Here is a 16,223-nt window from a genome sequence, read left to right as displayed (position 1 = left end):
GCGGAACCGGTCAGCGCGAACCGTAGTTCGGCGCCTCGACTGTCATCTGGATATCGTGCGGGTGCGATTCCTTCAGGCCGGCCGGGGTGATGCGGACGAACTTGCCGCGGGCCTTCAGCTCGGGAACGGTGGGAGCGCCGGTGTAGAACATGGTCTGGCGGAGGCCGCCCACCAGCTGGTACGCCACCGAGGCCAGCGGTCCGCGGTAAGCGACGCGGCCTTCGATGCCCTCGGGGATGAGCTTGTCATCGCCGGAGACGTCAGCCTGGAAGTAGCGGTCCTTCGAGTAGGACGTGTTCTTGCCACGGGACTGCATGGCGCCGAGGGAGCCCATGCCGCGGTAGCTCTTGAACTGCTTGCCGTTGACGAAAATGAGCTCTCCCGGGGACTCGTCACAGCCGGCCAGCAGGGAACCGAGCATCACGGTGTCGGCACCGGCCACCAGCGCCTTGCCGATGTCGCCCGAGTACTGCAGGCCGCCGTCGGCGATCAGCGGAACGCCAGCCGGAATGGCAGCCTTGGCCGATTCGTAGATGGCGGTGATCTGTGGGACGCCCACACCGGCCACCACGCGGGTGGTGCAGATGGAGCCCGGGCCGACGCCCACCTTGATGCCGTCGGCACCTGCGTCGATCAGCGCCTGGGCGCCTTCGCGGGTGGCGGCCTGGCCGCCGATGATATCCACGTGCGCGGCAACGGGATCAGACTTCAGGCGGCGGATCATGTCCAGCACACCCTGCGAGTGGCCGTTCGCGGTGTCCACGAAGAGGGCGTCAACGCCGGCGTCCACCAGCTTCATGGCACGCTCCCAGCCGTCACCGAAGAAGCCGATGGCGGCACCGACACGCAGCCGGCCCTCGTCGTCCTTGGTGGCCAGCGGGTACTGCTCGGCCTTGGTGAAGTCTTTGGTGGTGATGAGGCCCTTCAGGCGCCCCTGGTCATCCACCAGCGGGAGCTTCTCGATCTTGTTTGTGGCCAGCTTGTGCGAGGCCTCGTCACGGCTGATGCCGACGTGGCCGGTGACCAGCGGCATCTTGGTCATGACGTCGCTGACCAGGCGGATCGGGAAGTCGGATTCCGGCACGAAGCGGGTGTCGCGGTTGGTGACGATGCCGAGGAGCCGGTTGCCGTCGTCGACCACGGGAAGTCCGGAGACGCGGTAGCGGGCGCACAGCTCGTCGAGTTCCAGCAACGTGGCCTCGGGGCCGATGGTGAGCGGGTTGGTGATCATGCCCGACTCGCTGCGCTTGACGCGGTCCACCTGGTCGGCCTGGTCGTCGATCGCGAGGTTGCGGTGGACGACGCCGAGGCCGCCCTGGCGTGCCATGGCGATGGCCATCCGGGACTCGGTGACGGTGTCCATGGCAGCCGACAGCAGCGGCGTCTGGACGGTGATGCGCTTGGAGATCCGGGAGGACGTGTCCGCCTCGGAGGGGATCACGTCGGTGTGGCCGGGAAGCAGCAGGACGTCGTCGTACGTCAGGCCGATGAAGCCGAAGGGGTCGTGCTCGGGCTGGGTCATGAGTGCGCCTCTTACCTTGGTTTACAGGTTCACGGGTAGGGGTTGCAGCCGATGACCAGCCCGTCATTACGGGACTGGCCTGTGCAGAAGTATTGAATAAATTCTAGAACCTCTACGGCGATCCCCATATTCCGGGACGGCTTTGTGAGCAAAGGCACGGCCGAGGCGCTATTTCCAGCCGGTCGCCTTCAGCAGTCGCTTCTCGAACATCGGAATCATGGACTGGACGTAGGTCTTGGTGAGGTGGTTGTCGTCCTTGTAGACGTAGACGTTGCCCACCACCGCCGGGCAGATGCCGCCCGCGCAGATGAAATCGCTCATGTCCATCAGGTGCAGCCCGTCCACCTTGCCACGGTACGCCTCCAGCGGCGACTTGGCGGCGAGGGATTCGCCCAGCGGCGGGTTGCACTCGGGAGCGTCGGTGCCGTACTTCTGGACGCATTCGGGCATGTTGATGGCGAAGCGGGGGTTGTCCCGGACGCCCACCACACCGATGCCCGCGTCGGTGAACGGCTTGATCCCCTCCAGGTAGCCGGGCACCTCCGTTTCAAAGGGCGCCTCCTTGTGCGTGAGGGAGGCCACGGTGAACACCGCGTCCGGCTTGTGTTCCATGACGTACGCGGCGCTGGCCTTGTTGAAGGCGTTGCAGTCGGCGTCGCGCTCCGGGGATTCGGCACCGAACCGGCAGTTGCCCTTCAGGAGGGTGACTACCTCCCAGCCGTGGTCCCTGGCGATGGGGCCGAGCGCGGCCATGTACTGCTGCGCGTGCGAATCGCCAAGCACCACGATCCGCTTGGTGATCTTGTCCGGCTTGCTGTTCTGCAGGCAGCCGTTGAGCAGGGGGTCACTGGGGACGTTTTCGTCGGTGCACAGCCCGTCGATGTCCGCCCACTCGTTTTTCATGGCGGCAGGTGCCGGGATCACGGTGGCTTCCGGCGTCGCCTTGCCGGCGTTCTCCGGTGCCAGCGCGGCGGCACCGGGGGTCAGTTCGCGCGGCTGCGCGGCTGCTGCCGCCTCTTCGGCGGTCAGCTTGGTCTGCCACACGGCGACCGGCCCGGCCAGCAGGGCGCCGCAGGCAACAATGACGACGGCGGTGCGCCAGGCCCGCAGTTGCGGCCAGTGCCATTCGCGCAGGGGCTTTTCCACGAAGCGGGTGGTGAGCACGGCCAGCACCACGGAACCGGCCACAATGGCGAGACCCTGGATCAGGTTGGGCTTTTCGATCCCGGTGGCCGCCAGTGACAGGACCAGGACCGGCCAGTGCCAGAGGTACAGGGCGTAGGAGTTGTCCCCCAGCGCGACCAGCGGCTTTACGGTCAGGAGCCTGTCCACGCCGAACCGGCTGCCGCTGTGCCCTGCCACGATGATGGCGGCCGCCGCCAGGGTGGGCCACAGCGCGATGAGGCCCGGGAAGGACCGGTCAACGGTGAGCAGCAGGCCGCAGGAGATCATGGCGGCGAGCCCGGCCCAGCCGAGCACAACGCGCAGCGCCTTGCCCGGTTTCAGGTGGGGCAGCACCAGTGCCAGCAGCGATCCCAGTGCGAACTCCCACAGCCGGGTCCGGGTATCGAAGTAGGCGTAGGCCTGGTTGCTGGCCGTCTGGTCGATGGAGTACGCCAGGGAGGCGATGAAGATGCCGCCGAAGGCAAACATCAGGACGGTCCGGTAGCTGACATCCCGGCGGGCCCGCAGCAGCTGCCACACCAGGGCGGAGCCGGCGAAGATGAGGGGCCAGAGAATGAAGACCTGGCCCTGGATGGACAGCGACCAGAAGTGCTGGAGCGGGCTGGCTCCGGAGTGGTCCTGCGCGTAGTAATCCACTGCCGTGTTGGCCAGCAGCCAGTTCTGCCCGTAGAGGAGGGACGCCCACGCCTCGCTGAGGACGTCGGGCCAGCGGCTCTGCGGCAGCACCAGCCAGGTTCCTGCCAGCACGCCCAGGATCACGACGACGGCGGCCGGGATCAGCCGCTTGAAGAGGTGCAGCCAGTGGCTCACGAGGCGCAGCGGCGTGCCCTTTTCCACCTTGCGGACGAAGGACATGGTCAGCAGGAACGCCGAGATGAGGAGGAAAATATCCACGCCGCCGGAAACCCGGCCAAGCCACACGTGGTAAGTGACCACCATGAGCACCGCGAGGGCACGAAGGCCCTGGACCTCGGGGCGGTAGCCCGGTTTGGCCTTCAGCCGGGCAGCCCGCGGCTCTTGGGTGTGTTCCTTGGTTTCTGGCACAGATAACCCCTCAAACGGCAGCACAAAGTAACCACGTTACCGTTTCGTGATTTTTCAGACCAAATCAAGCGCGCTGGATGTGATCCGCGTCTCAACTGGGAAAACGCCACCGTAAATGCAAAGAAGGCCCGGCCAGCGGTTGCTGGACGGGCCTTCTTGTGAAGCCGCGAGAGCGGGCTGCAGCCTAGTGGCTGTGGCCTGCGTGCTCGTCTTCCTCGGCCGGCTTCTCAGCCACGAGGGTCTCGGTGGTGAGCACCAGCGCGGCGATGGAGGCTGCGTTGCGAAGAGCGGCACGGGTGACCTTGACGGGGTCGATGACGCCCGCCGCGATCAGGTCCTCGTACTCGCCTGACTTGGCGTTGAAGCCGTGGTTGTTGTCCTGCTCGGCAACCCGCGCGGTCACAACGTAGCCGTCGTGGCCGGCGTTCTGGGCGATCCAGCGCAGCGGCTGGACCAGTGCACGGCGGACGATGCCGACGGCGGCAGCCGCGTCACCTTCGAGTGCCGTGACGGCCGGGTCCTCGTCGAGTGCCTTCAGCGCGTGGATCAGGGCGGAACCGCCACCGGCCACGATGCCTTCTTCGAGGGCGGCGCGGGTGGAGGAAACTGCATCTTCGATGCGGTGCTTCTTTTCCTTCAGCTCAACCTCGGTGGCTGCGCCGACCTTGATCACGCCGATGCCGCCGGCCAGCTTGGCCAGGCGCTCCTGCAGCTTTTCCCGGTCCCAGTCGGAATCGGTGCGGGTCAGCTCGGCGCGCAGCTGCGCAACGCGTGCTGCAACGTCCTCGGCCGAACCTGCGCCGTCGACGATGGTGGTGTTGTCCTTGGTCACCGTGATGCGGCGGGCAGTACCCAGCACCTCGAGGCCAACGGAGTCCAGGCTCAGGCCCAGTTCCGGGGACACAACCTGGGCGCCGGTCAGCGTGGCGATGTCCTGCAGCATGGCCTTGCGGCGGTCGCCGAAGCCCGGAGCCTTGACGGCAACCACGTTCAGCGTGCCGCGGATGCGGTTGACGATCAGCGTGGACAGGGCCTCGCCGTCGACGTCCTCGGCGATGATGAACAGCGGCTTGGAGCTCTGCAGCGCCTTCTCCAGCAGCGGCAGGAATTCCTGCACCGAGGAGATCTTGCCCTGGTTGATCAGGATAAGGGCGTCCTCGAGGACGGCTTCCTGGCGCTCCGTGTCGGTGATGAAGTACGGGGACAGGTAGCCCTTGTCGAACTGCATGCCCTCGGTCAGGGCCAGCTCGGTCTGCGTGGTGGAGGATTCCTCGATGGTGATCACACCATCCTTGCCAACCTTGCCGAATGCCTCGGCGAGCAGCTCGCCAACCTCGTCGCTCTGGGCGGAGATGGCGGCAACGTTGGCCACCTGGGTGCCCTCGACGGGACGGGCGTTCTCCAGCAGGCGTGCTGCGATGGCCTCGACGGAGACCTCGATGCCGCGCTTAATCTGGCCAGGAGCGGCACCGGCGGCAACGTTGCGCAGGCCTTCCTTGACCAGTGCCTGGGCGAGCACGGTTGCGGTGGTGGTGCCGTCACCGGCGACGTCGTTCGTCTTGGTGGCGACTTCCTTGGCCAGCTGGGCGCCAAGGTTCTCGTACGGGTCGTCCAGTTCGACTTCCCGGGCGATGGTCACGCCGTCGTTGGTGATGGTGGGGGCGCCCCACTTCTTGTCCAGCACGACGTTGCGGCCGCGGGGACCAAGCGTCACCTTAACCGTGTTGGCGAGCTTGTCGATGCCGGCTTCAAGCGACCGGCGGGCAGCGTCGTTAAACGCAAGCTGCTTTGCCATGGGTTTGTCCTTTCAAGACAGAACCCCGCGCCGCCGCCCGGTCAGAATGAAATCAGACGCGGGCAGCGGCACGGGGATCCAAAGAGTTACTTAACGACGATCGCCAGAACGTCGCGGGCGGAGAGCACGAGGTACTCCGTGCCGCCGGTCTTAACTTCGGTTCCGCCGTACTTCGAGTAGATGACGACGTCGCCAACGGCTACGTCGACCGGTACGCGGTTGCCGTCTTCGAAGCGGCCGGGGCCTACTGCGACAACTTCGCCTTCCTGCGGCTTCTCCTGGGCGGAGTCCGGGATGACCAGGCCGGAAGCCGTGGTCTGCTCGGCTTCGAGCGGGCGGACAACAATACGATCCTCAAGAGGCTTAATAGAGACCGACACTCGGACCTCTCCTTTTCGTCAAAATTCATGGACAGTAAAAACTGTTGCGCCGTGGCGGCAGACCGTCGTCGCGGTGCCGGCAGCAGCCAGGCTGGCAGCTCTTCGTGTGTTAGCACCCTCCTAGGGAGAGTGCTAATGATGACTCTATGTAAGGGGTTAGCACTCGGTCAAGGCGAGTGCCAGAATTTCATCTCACGTAACCCGCGCGGACCTCTCGTTCAGCGCCCGGCGAGGTCGTCGAACCCCAGGTCCTCGCCGCCGTCGGCGTCTTCGTCCCCCGCTTTACGCTGTTCGCGGACAAGCACGGCGGCCGCCGCCGCCGCGGTCAGCACCGACACGATGAGCACCGCGATGCCGCCAACACGCGCCCCCAGGTACAGGTCCCGGATCTGCCCGGCTTCCTCGGTGGCGTCGCCGATGTTCTTGCCGCCCACCGAGTAGACGGTGGCATTGAAGGAGTCCAGCAGGAAGATGATCACCAGCAGGACAAGACAGACGACGGCGACAACGGCTCCGGCGATCAGCACCGGGCGTGCGTACCGGACCAGGCGGCTATGCTGCGCCGGACCGGGGCTGGTGCTTTCGGGCTGACCTGAGTCGGACTGACCTGGGGTTGGCGTTTCGCTGGATTCCATTCAGACCACCCTATCGGGAAGAGCTTGGGGCAGCGGCTCCACTAGGCTTGATCCCATGTCTGAAGCACCGCAGGACCAGATCGCCCCGCTCCTCACAGAAGAAGGATGGGAGCTGCTGGCCTCGCTCGGACCCTACCGGGAAGACGACTCCTTCAGCCTCAATTCAAGCCTCCGCAAGGCCGGCCACTCCCCCGAACTCGTGTCCGCTGTCCTGACGCAGTCACGGCTCCGGACCAGGGCCGAGGCCAAGTTCGGCGAGTTTGCCCGGCAGATGCTCTTCACCCAGGCCGGACTGGAGCAGGCCACCCGGCTCAACGTCGCTGCCCGGCACGCCCAGCGCTTTGCCCAGGCCGGCGTGCGCCACGTTGCCGATCTGGGCTGCGGCCTCGGCGCGGATGCCATGGCCCTGGCATCGCTGGACATCGCCGTGACCGCCGTCGAGGTCGACGAGACCACGGCCGCCTGCGCCACGATCAACCTCATTCCCTTTCCACACGCCACGGTGGTCCATTCGGACGCAACGTCGGTGGAGCTGGAGGCCGGGGCCGGCGTCTGGCTGGACCCCGCCCGGCGCACCACCACCACGTCCGGCACCAAGCGGATCTGGGACCCCGAAGCATTCTCGCCGCCGCTGTCCTTCGTGGAGTCGCTGGCCGCCGCGGGGCGCGCCGTTGGCGTCAAAATGGGCCCCGGCATGCCGCACGAGTCGGTGCCTGCCGGCTGCGAGGCGCAGTGGGTCTCGGTGGGCGGCGACGTCACTGAAGTGGCGCTGTGGTTCAACGCCGTGGCCCGCCCGGGAATCCGCCGGGCCGCCCTGGTCATCGGTCCGGACGGCGCCGCCGAACTCACTAGCGGGGAGGAGTTCGACGCCGGACCCGTGGCCCCCGTGGGCCCGGTGGAGGGTTTCCTCTATGAGCCGGACGGCGCTGTCATCCGTGCCGGGCTCGTGGCCGACCTCGCCATCGGTCTGGGCGGCCATCTCGTGGACGAGCACATCGCCTACATCTGCGCCCCCGAGCTGGTGGAAACTCCGTACGCCCGGGCCTACCGGGTCCTGGAGGTCATGCCGTTCAACGTCAAGGCGCTCAAGGCCTGGGTCCGGCAGAACGGCGTCGGCGTTTTGGACATCAAGAAGCGCGGCACGTCCGTCACCCCGGAGGAGCTGCGCAAGCAGCTACTGCCGGCAGGCAAGGGGGCGGGTAAAGCGGGCGGCAAGGCCGCGGGCAAAAAGACAGCCACCCTGGTCCTCACCCGGATCGGGGAGGAAAGAGTGGCTGTCTCCGTGGAGCCCTTGTAACCCTCTGGCTGTTACAGGACCTACTGGTACAGGACCTACTGGGCGCGGACGAACGCCTCGGCGTCCCGGACCTGCTGCTCGGTGGGGCGGATTCCCGTGTACAGCACAAACTGCTCCAGCGCCTGGATCGTGGCAACCTCGGCACCGGTGATGACCTGCTTGCCGGCCGCCCGCGCCGCCTTGATGAGCGGCGTTTCCGCGGGCAGTGCCACGACGTCGAAGACGATCTTGGCGGCTTCGATGGTTTCGGTGGGGAAAGACAGCGCGTCCGCCTCCGGTCCCCCGGCCATCCCCACGGGCGTGACGTTGATGACCATGTCCGCCGTTGCCTCCGCGCCCGTGCCCAGCTCCGCGCGCCAGGCAAAGCCGTAGAGCTCGGCGAGCGCCCGGCCGGTCGCTTCGTTGCGGGCGATGATGGTCACGTCCTTGAACCCCGCGTCGCGCAGGGCCGCGGCCGTGGCCTTGGCCATGCCGCCGGCGCCCTTGAGCAGCACCGAGGACTCCGAAGGCACGGCGTTGCGCTGCAGCAGCTGCTCGATCGCCGTGTAGTCCGTGTTGTACGCGGTCAGGTGCCCGCCGTCATTGACGATGGTGTTGACGGAATCGATGGCCTTGGCGGACGGGTCCATGGCGTCCACCAGGGCGATCACGTCCTCCTTGTAGGGCATGGAGACGGCGCAGCCCCGGATCCCCAGGCCGCGGACGCCCGCGATCGCCTGGGCCAGGTCGGTGGGCGCGAAGGCCTTGTAGATCCAGTTCAGGCCCAACTGGTCGTACAGGTGGTTGTGGAAGCGGGTCCCGTTGTTGCTCGGCCGGGCCGAGAGGGAAATGCACAGGGTCATGTCTTTATTGAGAATCGGCACCCCTCCATTAAACGGCGGGGCTGGCTTTATTACCGGCAGCTGTCACCTGCAGCCCGTGCCGGCCCGGTAGGGCCCGACGGCGGCCGGCAGCTTTCCGGGGGCGGTGGCCTTCCCCGCCAGGACGGCCAGCAGCGCCTTGTACGCCCCGGGCGTGCGGCCGTAGAGGGCGATCTTCGTGGGCGCGACGGACTGCGCCAGGGGCCACGGGGCATCCAGGGCCACCGCAATGTCGCCTTTCGCGGGGGCGCCGCCGTAGCCGATCAGGGTAACCAGCGGCCCCGTTCCGAGCGCGATCCCTGAGTCCTTGGCTGCGGCGGCGAAGCGGGCCCGGTCCACCGCCGTGCCGCCCGCCACCCGCACGTGGCCGGCCACGGACGCACCCCTGCATTTCCCCGAGACCACGGTGATGGCCCGGGCAGAGATCTTCGCCGAAAGCGCCTCCCCGGCGCCCGGTCCCGCCGTGGGCTTCGGCTGCGCGGTCCGTCCGCGCCAAATCATCATGGTGACCACCCGGCGGGCGGCCTCCTCGAGGCGTGACACCGGGAGCTTCCCCCCGCTAACCGCCCGGACGACGGCGGCATGCGCGGCAGCGGCGTCCGCGGGCATCAGCAGCAGGTCCGCCCCGGCTGCCAGCGCGGCCGGCGCTGCGGAACCGTGGGGGTAGCGGTCTGCCACCGCGCCCATGTTCAGCCCGTCGGTGACCGCCACGCCCTTGAAGCCCAGGCCGCGGAGCGCCGAATAGGTCGCCTTCGAGAGGGACGCGGGCACGCCCGGGTCAAGGGCACGCACGGCGATGTGGCCGGTCATGACCATCGGCGCTCCTGCCTTCACCGCGGACTGGAACGGCTTCCAGTCCCGCGCCTTGAGCTGCGCGAGGGTGGCGTTCTGGACGGGGAGATCCTTGTGGGAATCGGTGGTCACCGAACCGTGCCCGGGAAAATGCTTGACTGTCGGCAGCACTCCGCCGGCCAGCATGCCTGTGGCGAAGCCGGCACTCAGCGATGCCGCGGCACGGGCGTCAGCGGACATGGAGCGCGCGCCGATGGTGGGATCGGCGGGGCCCATCGTGACGTCCGCCGCGGGCGCGAAGTCCACGGTGAAGCCAAGCGGCGCGAGTTCCGCCGCCAGCCCGGCGCCGGCCTCGGCGGCGAGGGGCACGCTGCCGGCCGCGCCGTAGCTCATGGGAGTAGGCCAGCGGGTCAGCGGGGCGCCGACGCGGCTCACCGCTCCGCCTTCCTGGTCAACGCCAATCAGGCCGGGCCAGGTGCGGCCGCCGGAACGGGACGCCTCGTCCAGCCGGCGCGTCACACCGGCCAGCGCCGGGACGTCCACCAGGCCGGTGGCTGTTCCGGGCACGTTGTCGGCCATGATCATGGAGCCGGCAAAGTGGAGCCGTTCCACCGCTGCAGCCTGGGCTTCATGGTCAAGGCCGGTGTAGAAGGGCAGGAGCACCTGCCCGGCCTTCTCCTCCAGGGTCATTTTGGCCACGGCCGCGGCGGCGGCGTCGGCGTCCCGCTGCTGCGGGCCCCAGCCGAGCGCCGCCCTGTCCTTGGGTGCGGGCGCCGCCGTGAACGGGGCCGGACTCTGTGTAGTTGTCTGGGGTGCACCGGAGCGCGGTGAAGAACTCTCTGCCGCCTGCGGTGAGCCGGAAGCGGAAGCCGCGGGGGCCGTCGTCGCACCCTCTCCTGGTTCGGGTGCTGCCGGCGTGCACGACGCAACGGCGAACAGCGCGGCGAGCGCTGCCGCAGACGCCGCCGGTGCGTTGCGCGCAGGTGCCATGCCGGGACGTTTCCTGGGGGATTTGGGGCGGCTCGTGGTGTGAACACTCTCACGCGCCCTGTGTAGCCAAGCCATCACCTCGATGCTACCCCTGCACTAGACTTGGATGACCGTTCCCCTGCCAGCCGTTCGCCAGGAACGGACGGCGACCGGACCCGACGTCATTAGGCCAGCACACAGCGAGGAACACATGAAGATTGATTTCGCTTCATCCAGGCAATCAACTCTTGGTGTGGAATGGGAACTCGCGCTGGTGGATGCGCAGACCGGTGAACTGTCGTCGGTGGCCAACGAGGTCCTGCGCGGGGTCGTGGCACGGCACCCCGAGCTGAACGAGGATGACGAGCACCCCCACATCAAGCAGGAGCTGCTCCTTAATACCGTGGAGCTGGTTACCGGCATCTGCGAGACCGCCGCGGAAGCGAAGGAAGACCTCGCCCGCTCCCTGGCTGCCCTTCGCGAAGTCACGGACCCGATGGGCGTGGAAGTGTTCTGCGCTGGAAGCCACCCGTTCAGCCCGCCGCAGCTGCAGCCGGTCACGGATAAGGAACGCTACGCCAAGCTGATCGACCGCACACAGTGGTGGGGCCGGCAGATGGTGATCTACGGGGTACACGTTCACGTCGGCCTGGACCGGCGCGACAAAGTCTTGCCCGTGTTGGACGGCCTGGTCAACTACTTCCCGCATTTCCAGGCCCTGTCCGCGTCCAGCCCGTTCTGGGGCGGCGAGGACACCGGCTACGCCTCGCACCGCGCCCTCATGTTCCAGCAGCTGCCGACGGCGGGTCTGCCCTTCCAGTTCGCCAGCTGGGAAGAGTACGAGTCCTACGTCCAGGACATGTTTACCACCGGCGTGATCGACACCATCTCGGAGATCCGCTGGGACATCCGCCCGGTGCCGGCCCTCGGAACTATTGAAATGCGCATCTGCGACGGCCTGGCCACGCTCGAGGAAGTGGGCGCCGTGGCGGCCCTGACGCAGTGCCTGGTCCACGAATTCTCCAGCATCCTCGACGCCGGCGGCAGCATCCCCACCATGCCGCCCTGGCACGTCCAGGAAAACAAATGGCGGGCCGCCCGCTACGGCATGGATGCGATCATCATCCTCGACGCCGAGGGCAACGAGCGGCTCGTCACCGACCACCTGCTGGAGACGCTCAACCGGCTCGAACCGATCGCCGCGAAGCTGGGCTGCCCGGATGAGCTGGCCGACGTCGAAAAGATCATCAGCCGCGGCGCCGGATACCAGCGCCAGCGGCGGGTGGCCGCCGAAAGCGGCGGCAACCTCCAGGCCGTGGTCCTCGACCTCGTGAAGCAGATGCGGAACGGGCCCACCGCGTAACCCGACTAAGTAGCAGTTGAGGGCGTTCCCAGCGCCGAGAACGCCCTGATCTGCGACTCACTTGGCGCTGACACCGTGGTCACCGGCATGGACGAGTCCGGCGCGAAATTGATGCCGCTGGGTTCAATGCCGGCCATGACCAGCTGCGCCCCGAGCGCCGCCACCATCGCGCCGTTGTCCGTGCACAGGTCCAGCGGCGGAACGTGCAGCGTGATGCCGGCGGCAGAGCAGCGCTGTTCGGTCAGCTGCCGGAGCCGCGAATTGGCGGCCACTCCCCCGCCCAGCAGCACGTCCGTGATGCCACGCTCCCGGCAGGCCAGAACCGCCTTGGATGTGATGACGTCCACCACGGCTTCCTGGAATGCGGCCGCGATGTCCGCCACCGGCACGGGATCGCCCGCGGCTTCGAACTGCTCCACGCAGCGGGCCACCGCGGTCTTCAGTCCACTGAAGGACCAGTCGTAGCGGTGCTTGCCGGGGTCTTCCGCGGTGCCCATGTATTTCGGCTGCGTCAGTCCGCGCGGGAACCGGATGGCCTTGGCGTTGCCCTCGCGGGCCAGCCGGTCAATGGCCGGGCCGCCGGGGTAGCCCAGGCCGAGGATCCTGGCGACCTTGTCGTACGCCTCGCCGGCGGCGTCGTCGATGGTTGAACCGAGCAGCTCGACGTCGTCAGTGATGCTGCGGATGCGCAAAATCTCGGTGTGCCCGCCGGAAACCAGCAGGGCGCCGAGGTTCTCGGGAAGTACCGGCCTTTCAGTGTCGCCGCCGGTGTTGCCTGTGTTGGCGGCGCCGGGCCGCGCGTTGAGCAGGCCGACCCCCACATGGGCGACGAGGTGGTTGATGGCGTAGAGCGGCTTGCCCGTGGCCAGGGCGAGCGCCTTGGCGGCGCACACCCCGACCATCAGGGCGCCCGCCAGCCCCGGACCGGACGTCACGGCGATGGCGTCGATCTCGTCCAGCGTCACGTCCGCTTCGGTCAGGGCGGCCTGCAGGGCTGGAACGAAGGCGTCCAGGTGGGCGCGCGAGGCAATTTCGGGGATGACGCCGCCAAAGCGGACATGCTCCTCCATCGATGAGGACACCGTGTTGGTCAGGAGGTCGGCGCCGCGGACGATGCCTACGCCCGTTTCGTCGCACGATGACTCAATGCCGAGTACCAACGGCTGCGAGCGGTTCATTTCTGGTCTTCCTCCATGGGAGCGGTCTCGCCGGCGGGGCCGGCTTCGTCAGTCTGCACAGGCTGGGGTCCGGCTTCGTGGACGGTGTCCCGGTGCACGATGTCCTGGTGCACAGCGAGCACGTCCTCCAGCTGAAGCCGCATGATCAGGGCATCGACGCCGTCGCGGTAGTACCTTTTCCGCACGTGGATCTGTTCGAAGCCGAAGCGGATGTACAGCTGCTGGGCGCGCGGGTTGTCGGCCCGGACCTCGAGCAGGATGTCGGCTGCGCCGCGGCGCCGCCCCTCGGCGATCAGGTCGGTGAGGAGCGCCGTGCCGATTCCCCTGCCCTCATATTCGGGAACCACGGCGATGGTCTGGACGTCGGCGATCGGCTCCACGCACATCAGTCCCGCATAGCCGACGATGCCGTCCGCAGCCTCGGCCACGAAGTACCGGCGGGTTTCGGGCTGCACCAGTTCGTCCCAGAACATCTGCAGCGGCCATGCGTCCACCGGGAACAGCCGGACCTCCAGCTCGTGGACGGCAGGGATGTCCGCAGGAAGCATGTCGCGGATGGTCACGCCCGAGTCCAGCTGGCGGGGCAGCCGGTTCACAGGGCACGCTTCCGGGGGCCGGGGACCTGCGCGTCGGATTCACGGAGGTAGAGCGGCGTGGAGTCCAGGAGCTCCTCGCCCGCTTCAAGTCTCGCCAACGCAAACTGGCCCAGGTACAGCGCATCCGGCTGTTCAGTGCTGAAGTCGGGATCCGCACGGAGGGCATCGGGGTAGAGCCCTGCGCCCGCGCCGAAAGCCGGGAGGTCGGGAAGGTCTGCGGCGAAGCCCACGTGCGGACCGTCCGTGAGCTTTGGCAGCTGGCCGGCGGCCAGGGTGTAGCGCGCCCAGTAGACCTCTTTGCGCCGGGCGTCCGTGGCCACGAGGAACTCGGCCGGCGCATCGGTGGACTCGGCCACCTCGAGGGCGACGGCGTCGAGGCTCATCATGCCGTGCAGTGGTGTATTCCAAACAAAGGCCAGGGTACGCGCCGTCGCTATGCCGGACCGGAGCCCGGTGAAGGGGCCGGGGCCAACGCCCACAACGATCGCGTCGATGTCCGCGCCGGTCACCTCGGCGTCTGCCAGCAGCCGCTCGATTCCGGGCGCAAGGACCTCGGCGTGGCTCCTCGTGTCCTCGGTGGAAAAGCTGCCCACCACGCCTTCCAGGGCGTCGTCCGACACCAGCGCTGCGCTGGCCACGGCTGAGGTGTCAATGGCAAGAATGAGCATCAGGAGGTTCCTTCCGCGGCGAGAACGGGCTGTTCGGCCCAGCGCGGCCCGAAGCCGCGGATGATGATGGTGCGGGGTTCGTCGTCGTCCTCGGACTCGAAGTCCAGGGCGCCGTTCCCGGTGTGGTGGGCCGCGGTGGCGCCGCCCAGCTGGCGGTGCAGCTCCACCTCGAGCCGGCTCTCGGACAGGTGCTCCACGCGGTCGCGGCCCCACTCCACCACGGTCACGGCGGAGTCCAGCGTGTTCTCCAGGTCGATGTCGTCGATTTCCGACGCCGATCCCAGCCGGTAGGCGTCCACGTGCACCAGGTCCGGCCCGCCCGGGCGCGACCCGTCGGGCAGGTTGGGGTGAATGCGCACCAGCACGAACGTCGGGGAAATGATGCCCTCGCGGACGCCCAGGCCCTCGCCGAGGCCCTGCGTGAAGGTCGTCTTGCCGGCGCCCAGTTCGCCCGTGAGCACCAGGAGGTCCCCCGCCCGGAGCACCTCTGCCAGAGCCGCGCCGAGTGCGTGGGTCTGGTCCGCCGTCGTGACCGTCAGGGTCTGGACCCACAGCGGAGCGTTGCCGGTTTCCGGGATGCCGCCGGTGTCCGGGATGCTCACGGCGCCGGCGTTCCGGTTGCGGTCGATTCGCCGGCGGGCGACTCGGCGGCCGGCCCTTGGCCCCTGGGCGATTCGTTGATGTAGGTGCGGGGCACGCGGGGGCTGATGCGGGTGACGATCTCGTAGTTGTTGGTGCCGGCGGCTCGGGCCCAGTCATCGGCCGTCGGGCCGCCGTCGGCACCGTCGCCGAAGAGGACGGCCTCTGCCCCGAGAACGCTGTGGCCGCCCCGGGAAACGTTCAGCGGGCCGAGGTCAATCACCATCTGGTCCATGGCGATCCGTCCCACCACGGGGTAGGTGACGCCCTCCACCCGGACGGGGCCGCCGGTGGCGACGCGGGGAACGCCGTCGGCATATCCGAGCGGAATGAGCCCCAGCGTGCTCGCGCCGGAGGTGCGGTAGTTGAAGCCGTAGGAGACGCCCTGGCCGGAGTGCACGTCCTTGCAATGGGACACGACGGTGCGCAGGGTCATCGCGGGGCGGAGGCCGAGTTCCTCGGAAGTCTGCCCCTCGAATGGCGAGAGGCCGTAGATTCCGAGCCCCGCGCGCACCAGGTCGAAGTGCGTGTCCGGCCGGGAAAGCGTGGCCGGGGTGTTGGCCAGGTGGCGGACTTCGGGGTCCACCCCGGCGTCTTCGGCGATGGCCAGAACCTCGCGGAACGCGGCGAGCTGGTCATCGGTTTCCGGGCGTTCGGGTTCGTCGGCCACGGCAAGATGGGAGAAGATGCCCACCACGCGCAGCAGCCCCTGGTCCTGATACTCCACGGCTTCGCCCACCAGCCGGTCCCACACCTCGACGGTGGCCCCGTTGCGGCCCAGTCCGGTGTCCACCTTCAGGTGGACGCGCGCCGGCCGTTCCTGTTCCCGGGCCGCGGCCACGATCTGTTCCAGCTCCCAGCCGGAACACCCGATGTCGACGCCGGCGGCCACCGCGGCGCCGAAGTTGCTGTCCGGGGTGTGCAGCCAGGCGAGCAGCGGGGCTTCGATGCCTGCCGCGCGCAGCGCCAGCGCTTCGGAGATGTGTGCCACGCCCAGCCAGCTGGCGCCGGCTTCGAGGGCCGCCCGCGCCACCGGCACCGCGCCGTGGCCGTAGGCGTCGGCCTTGACGACTGCCATGACCTTCGCCGGTTCGGCGGCCGCGGCGAGCCTGCGGACGTTGTGCCGGATGGCCTCGAGGTCGATTACGGCGGAGCGTTCGTGGGCCGTCCGGTTGAAACCGTGGGACGTCCCGGCCTGGCCCGTTACTGCCGGGCGGTCTCCTGTTGCTGCTGGATAAATCACGCTATTGATTCTAGTGCTGGCGCTTCGGGCCGAATAATTGCCGGGCCGGTGGCGCTC

At 68.0% G+C, this 16,223-nt stretch carries 14 protein-coding genes; 2 read left to right on the top strand and 12 right to left on the bottom strand.

From position 1 onward, the window contains the following. Positions 1-10: 10 nt before the first annotated feature. The 5 genes from guaB to DBZ45_RS18315 form a co-directional block, all read right to left on the bottom strand. A complete protein-coding gene (gene guaB, locus DBZ45_RS18335) occupies positions 11-1,522 on the bottom strand; it encodes an IMP dehydrogenase (RefSeq protein WP_111905249.1) in 1,512 nt (503 codons plus the stop codon). 168 nt (positions 1,523-1,690) lie between these two features. After that, the gene (locus DBZ45_RS18330) at positions 1,691-3,751 is read right to left on the bottom strand and encodes an acyltransferase family protein (protein WP_111905248.1); all 2,061 of its coding nucleotides are present in this window, start codon (positions 3,749-3,751) and stop codon (positions 1,691-1,693) included. A gap of 184 nt (positions 3,752-3,935) precedes the next feature. Next, positions 3,936-5,546, bottom strand: coding sequence for a chaperonin GroEL (groL, locus tag DBZ45_RS18325; protein ID WP_111905247.1), 1,611 nt, complete (start codon positions 5,544-5,546; stop codon positions 3,936-3,938). A gap of 86 nt (positions 5,547-5,632) precedes the next feature. After that, a complete protein-coding gene (groES, locus tag DBZ45_RS18320; RefSeq protein ID WP_003805290.1) occupies positions 5,633-5,926 on the bottom strand; it encodes a co-chaperone GroES in 294 nt (97 codons plus the stop codon). A gap of 218 nt (positions 5,927-6,144) precedes the next feature. Then, complete coding sequence (locus DBZ45_RS18315) at positions 6,145-6,561, bottom strand: hypothetical protein (RefSeq protein WP_111905246.1); 417 nt, start codon at positions 6,559-6,561, stop codon at positions 6,145-6,147. A 55-nt stretch (positions 6,562-6,616) separates the two neighbouring features. On the opposite strand from DBZ45_RS18315, the gene DBZ45_RS18310 reads away from it, so the two are divergent. Continuing rightward, positions 6,617-7,858 (top strand): class I SAM-dependent methyltransferase, encoded by a 1,242-nt coding sequence (locus DBZ45_RS18310; RefSeq protein ID WP_111905245.1) that lies wholly within the window; start codon positions 6,617-6,619, stop codon positions 7,856-7,858. 35 nt (positions 7,859-7,893) lie between these two features. Here the strand turns inward: DBZ45_RS18310 and DBZ45_RS18305 are convergent, their stop codons facing one another. Next, positions 7,894-8,721 carry a shikimate 5-dehydrogenase gene (locus DBZ45_RS18305; protein ID WP_262982872.1) on the bottom strand — a complete coding sequence of 276 codons (828 nt, stop codon included), beginning with the start codon at positions 8,719-8,721 and terminating at the stop codon, positions 7,894-7,896. Between the two features lie 42 nt (positions 8,722-8,763). After that, entirely contained in the window at positions 8,764-10,200 is a 1,437-nt protein-coding gene (locus DBZ45_RS18300; protein WP_111905328.1) for a glycoside hydrolase family 3 N-terminal domain-containing protein, read from the bottom strand. A gap of 490 nt (positions 10,201-10,690) precedes the next feature. Here DBZ45_RS18300 and DBZ45_RS18295 point away from each other — a divergent pair, with 490 nt between their 5' ends. Continuing rightward, positions 10,691-11,842 (top strand): glutamate--cysteine ligase, encoded by a 1,152-nt coding sequence (locus tag DBZ45_RS18295; protein ID WP_111905243.1) that lies wholly within the window; start codon positions 10,691-10,693, stop codon positions 11,840-11,842. A 5-nt stretch (positions 11,843-11,847) separates the two neighbouring features. Here the strand turns inward: DBZ45_RS18295 and tsaD are convergent, their stop codons facing one another. The 5 genes from tsaD to alr are packed head-to-tail and all read right to left on the bottom strand — an operon-like array spanning position 11,848 to position 16,166. After that, positions 11,848-13,020: a tRNA (adenosine(37)-N6)-threonylcarbamoyltransferase complex transferase subunit TsaD gene (gene tsaD / locus DBZ45_RS18290; RefSeq protein WP_111905242.1), complete on the bottom strand. Its 1,173-nt coding sequence runs from the start codon at positions 13,018-13,020 to the stop codon at positions 11,848-11,850. After that, positions 13,017-13,568: a ribosomal protein S18-alanine N-acetyltransferase gene (gene rimI / locus DBZ45_RS18285; RefSeq protein ID WP_111905327.1), complete on the bottom strand. Its 552-nt coding sequence runs from the start codon at positions 13,566-13,568 to the stop codon at positions 13,017-13,019. Before rimI ends, tsaD begins: the two co-directional genes overlap by 4 nt. A gap of 44 nt (positions 13,569-13,612) precedes the next feature. Beyond that, a complete protein-coding gene (tsaB, locus tag DBZ45_RS18280; protein ID WP_111905241.1) occupies positions 13,613-14,284 on the bottom strand; it encodes a tRNA (adenosine(37)-N6)-threonylcarbamoyltransferase complex dimerization subunit type 1 TsaB in 672 nt (223 codons plus the stop codon). Continuing rightward, entirely contained in the window at positions 14,284-14,880 is a 597-nt protein-coding gene (tsaE, locus tag DBZ45_RS18275; RefSeq protein WP_440130534.1) for a tRNA (adenosine(37)-N6)-threonylcarbamoyltransferase complex ATPase subunit type 1 TsaE, read from the bottom strand. The genes tsaB and tsaE overlap by 1 nt, the downstream gene beginning before the upstream one ends. A gap of 2 nt (positions 14,881-14,882) precedes the next feature. Further along, the gene (gene alr / locus DBZ45_RS18270; protein ID WP_111905240.1) at positions 14,883-16,166 is read right to left on the bottom strand and encodes an alanine racemase; all 1,284 of its coding nucleotides are present in this window, start codon (positions 16,164-16,166) and stop codon (positions 14,883-14,885) included. Positions 16,167-16,223: the final 57 nt, after the last annotated feature.

The sequence above is a fragment of the Arthrobacter globiformis genome (genome assembly GCF_003261175.1).
GTDB classification, from domain to species: Bacteria; Actinomycetota; Actinomycetes; order Actinomycetales; family Micrococcaceae; genus Arthrobacter; species Arthrobacter globiformis_A.
This window is presented reverse-complemented; position numbering and strand designations above follow the sequence as displayed.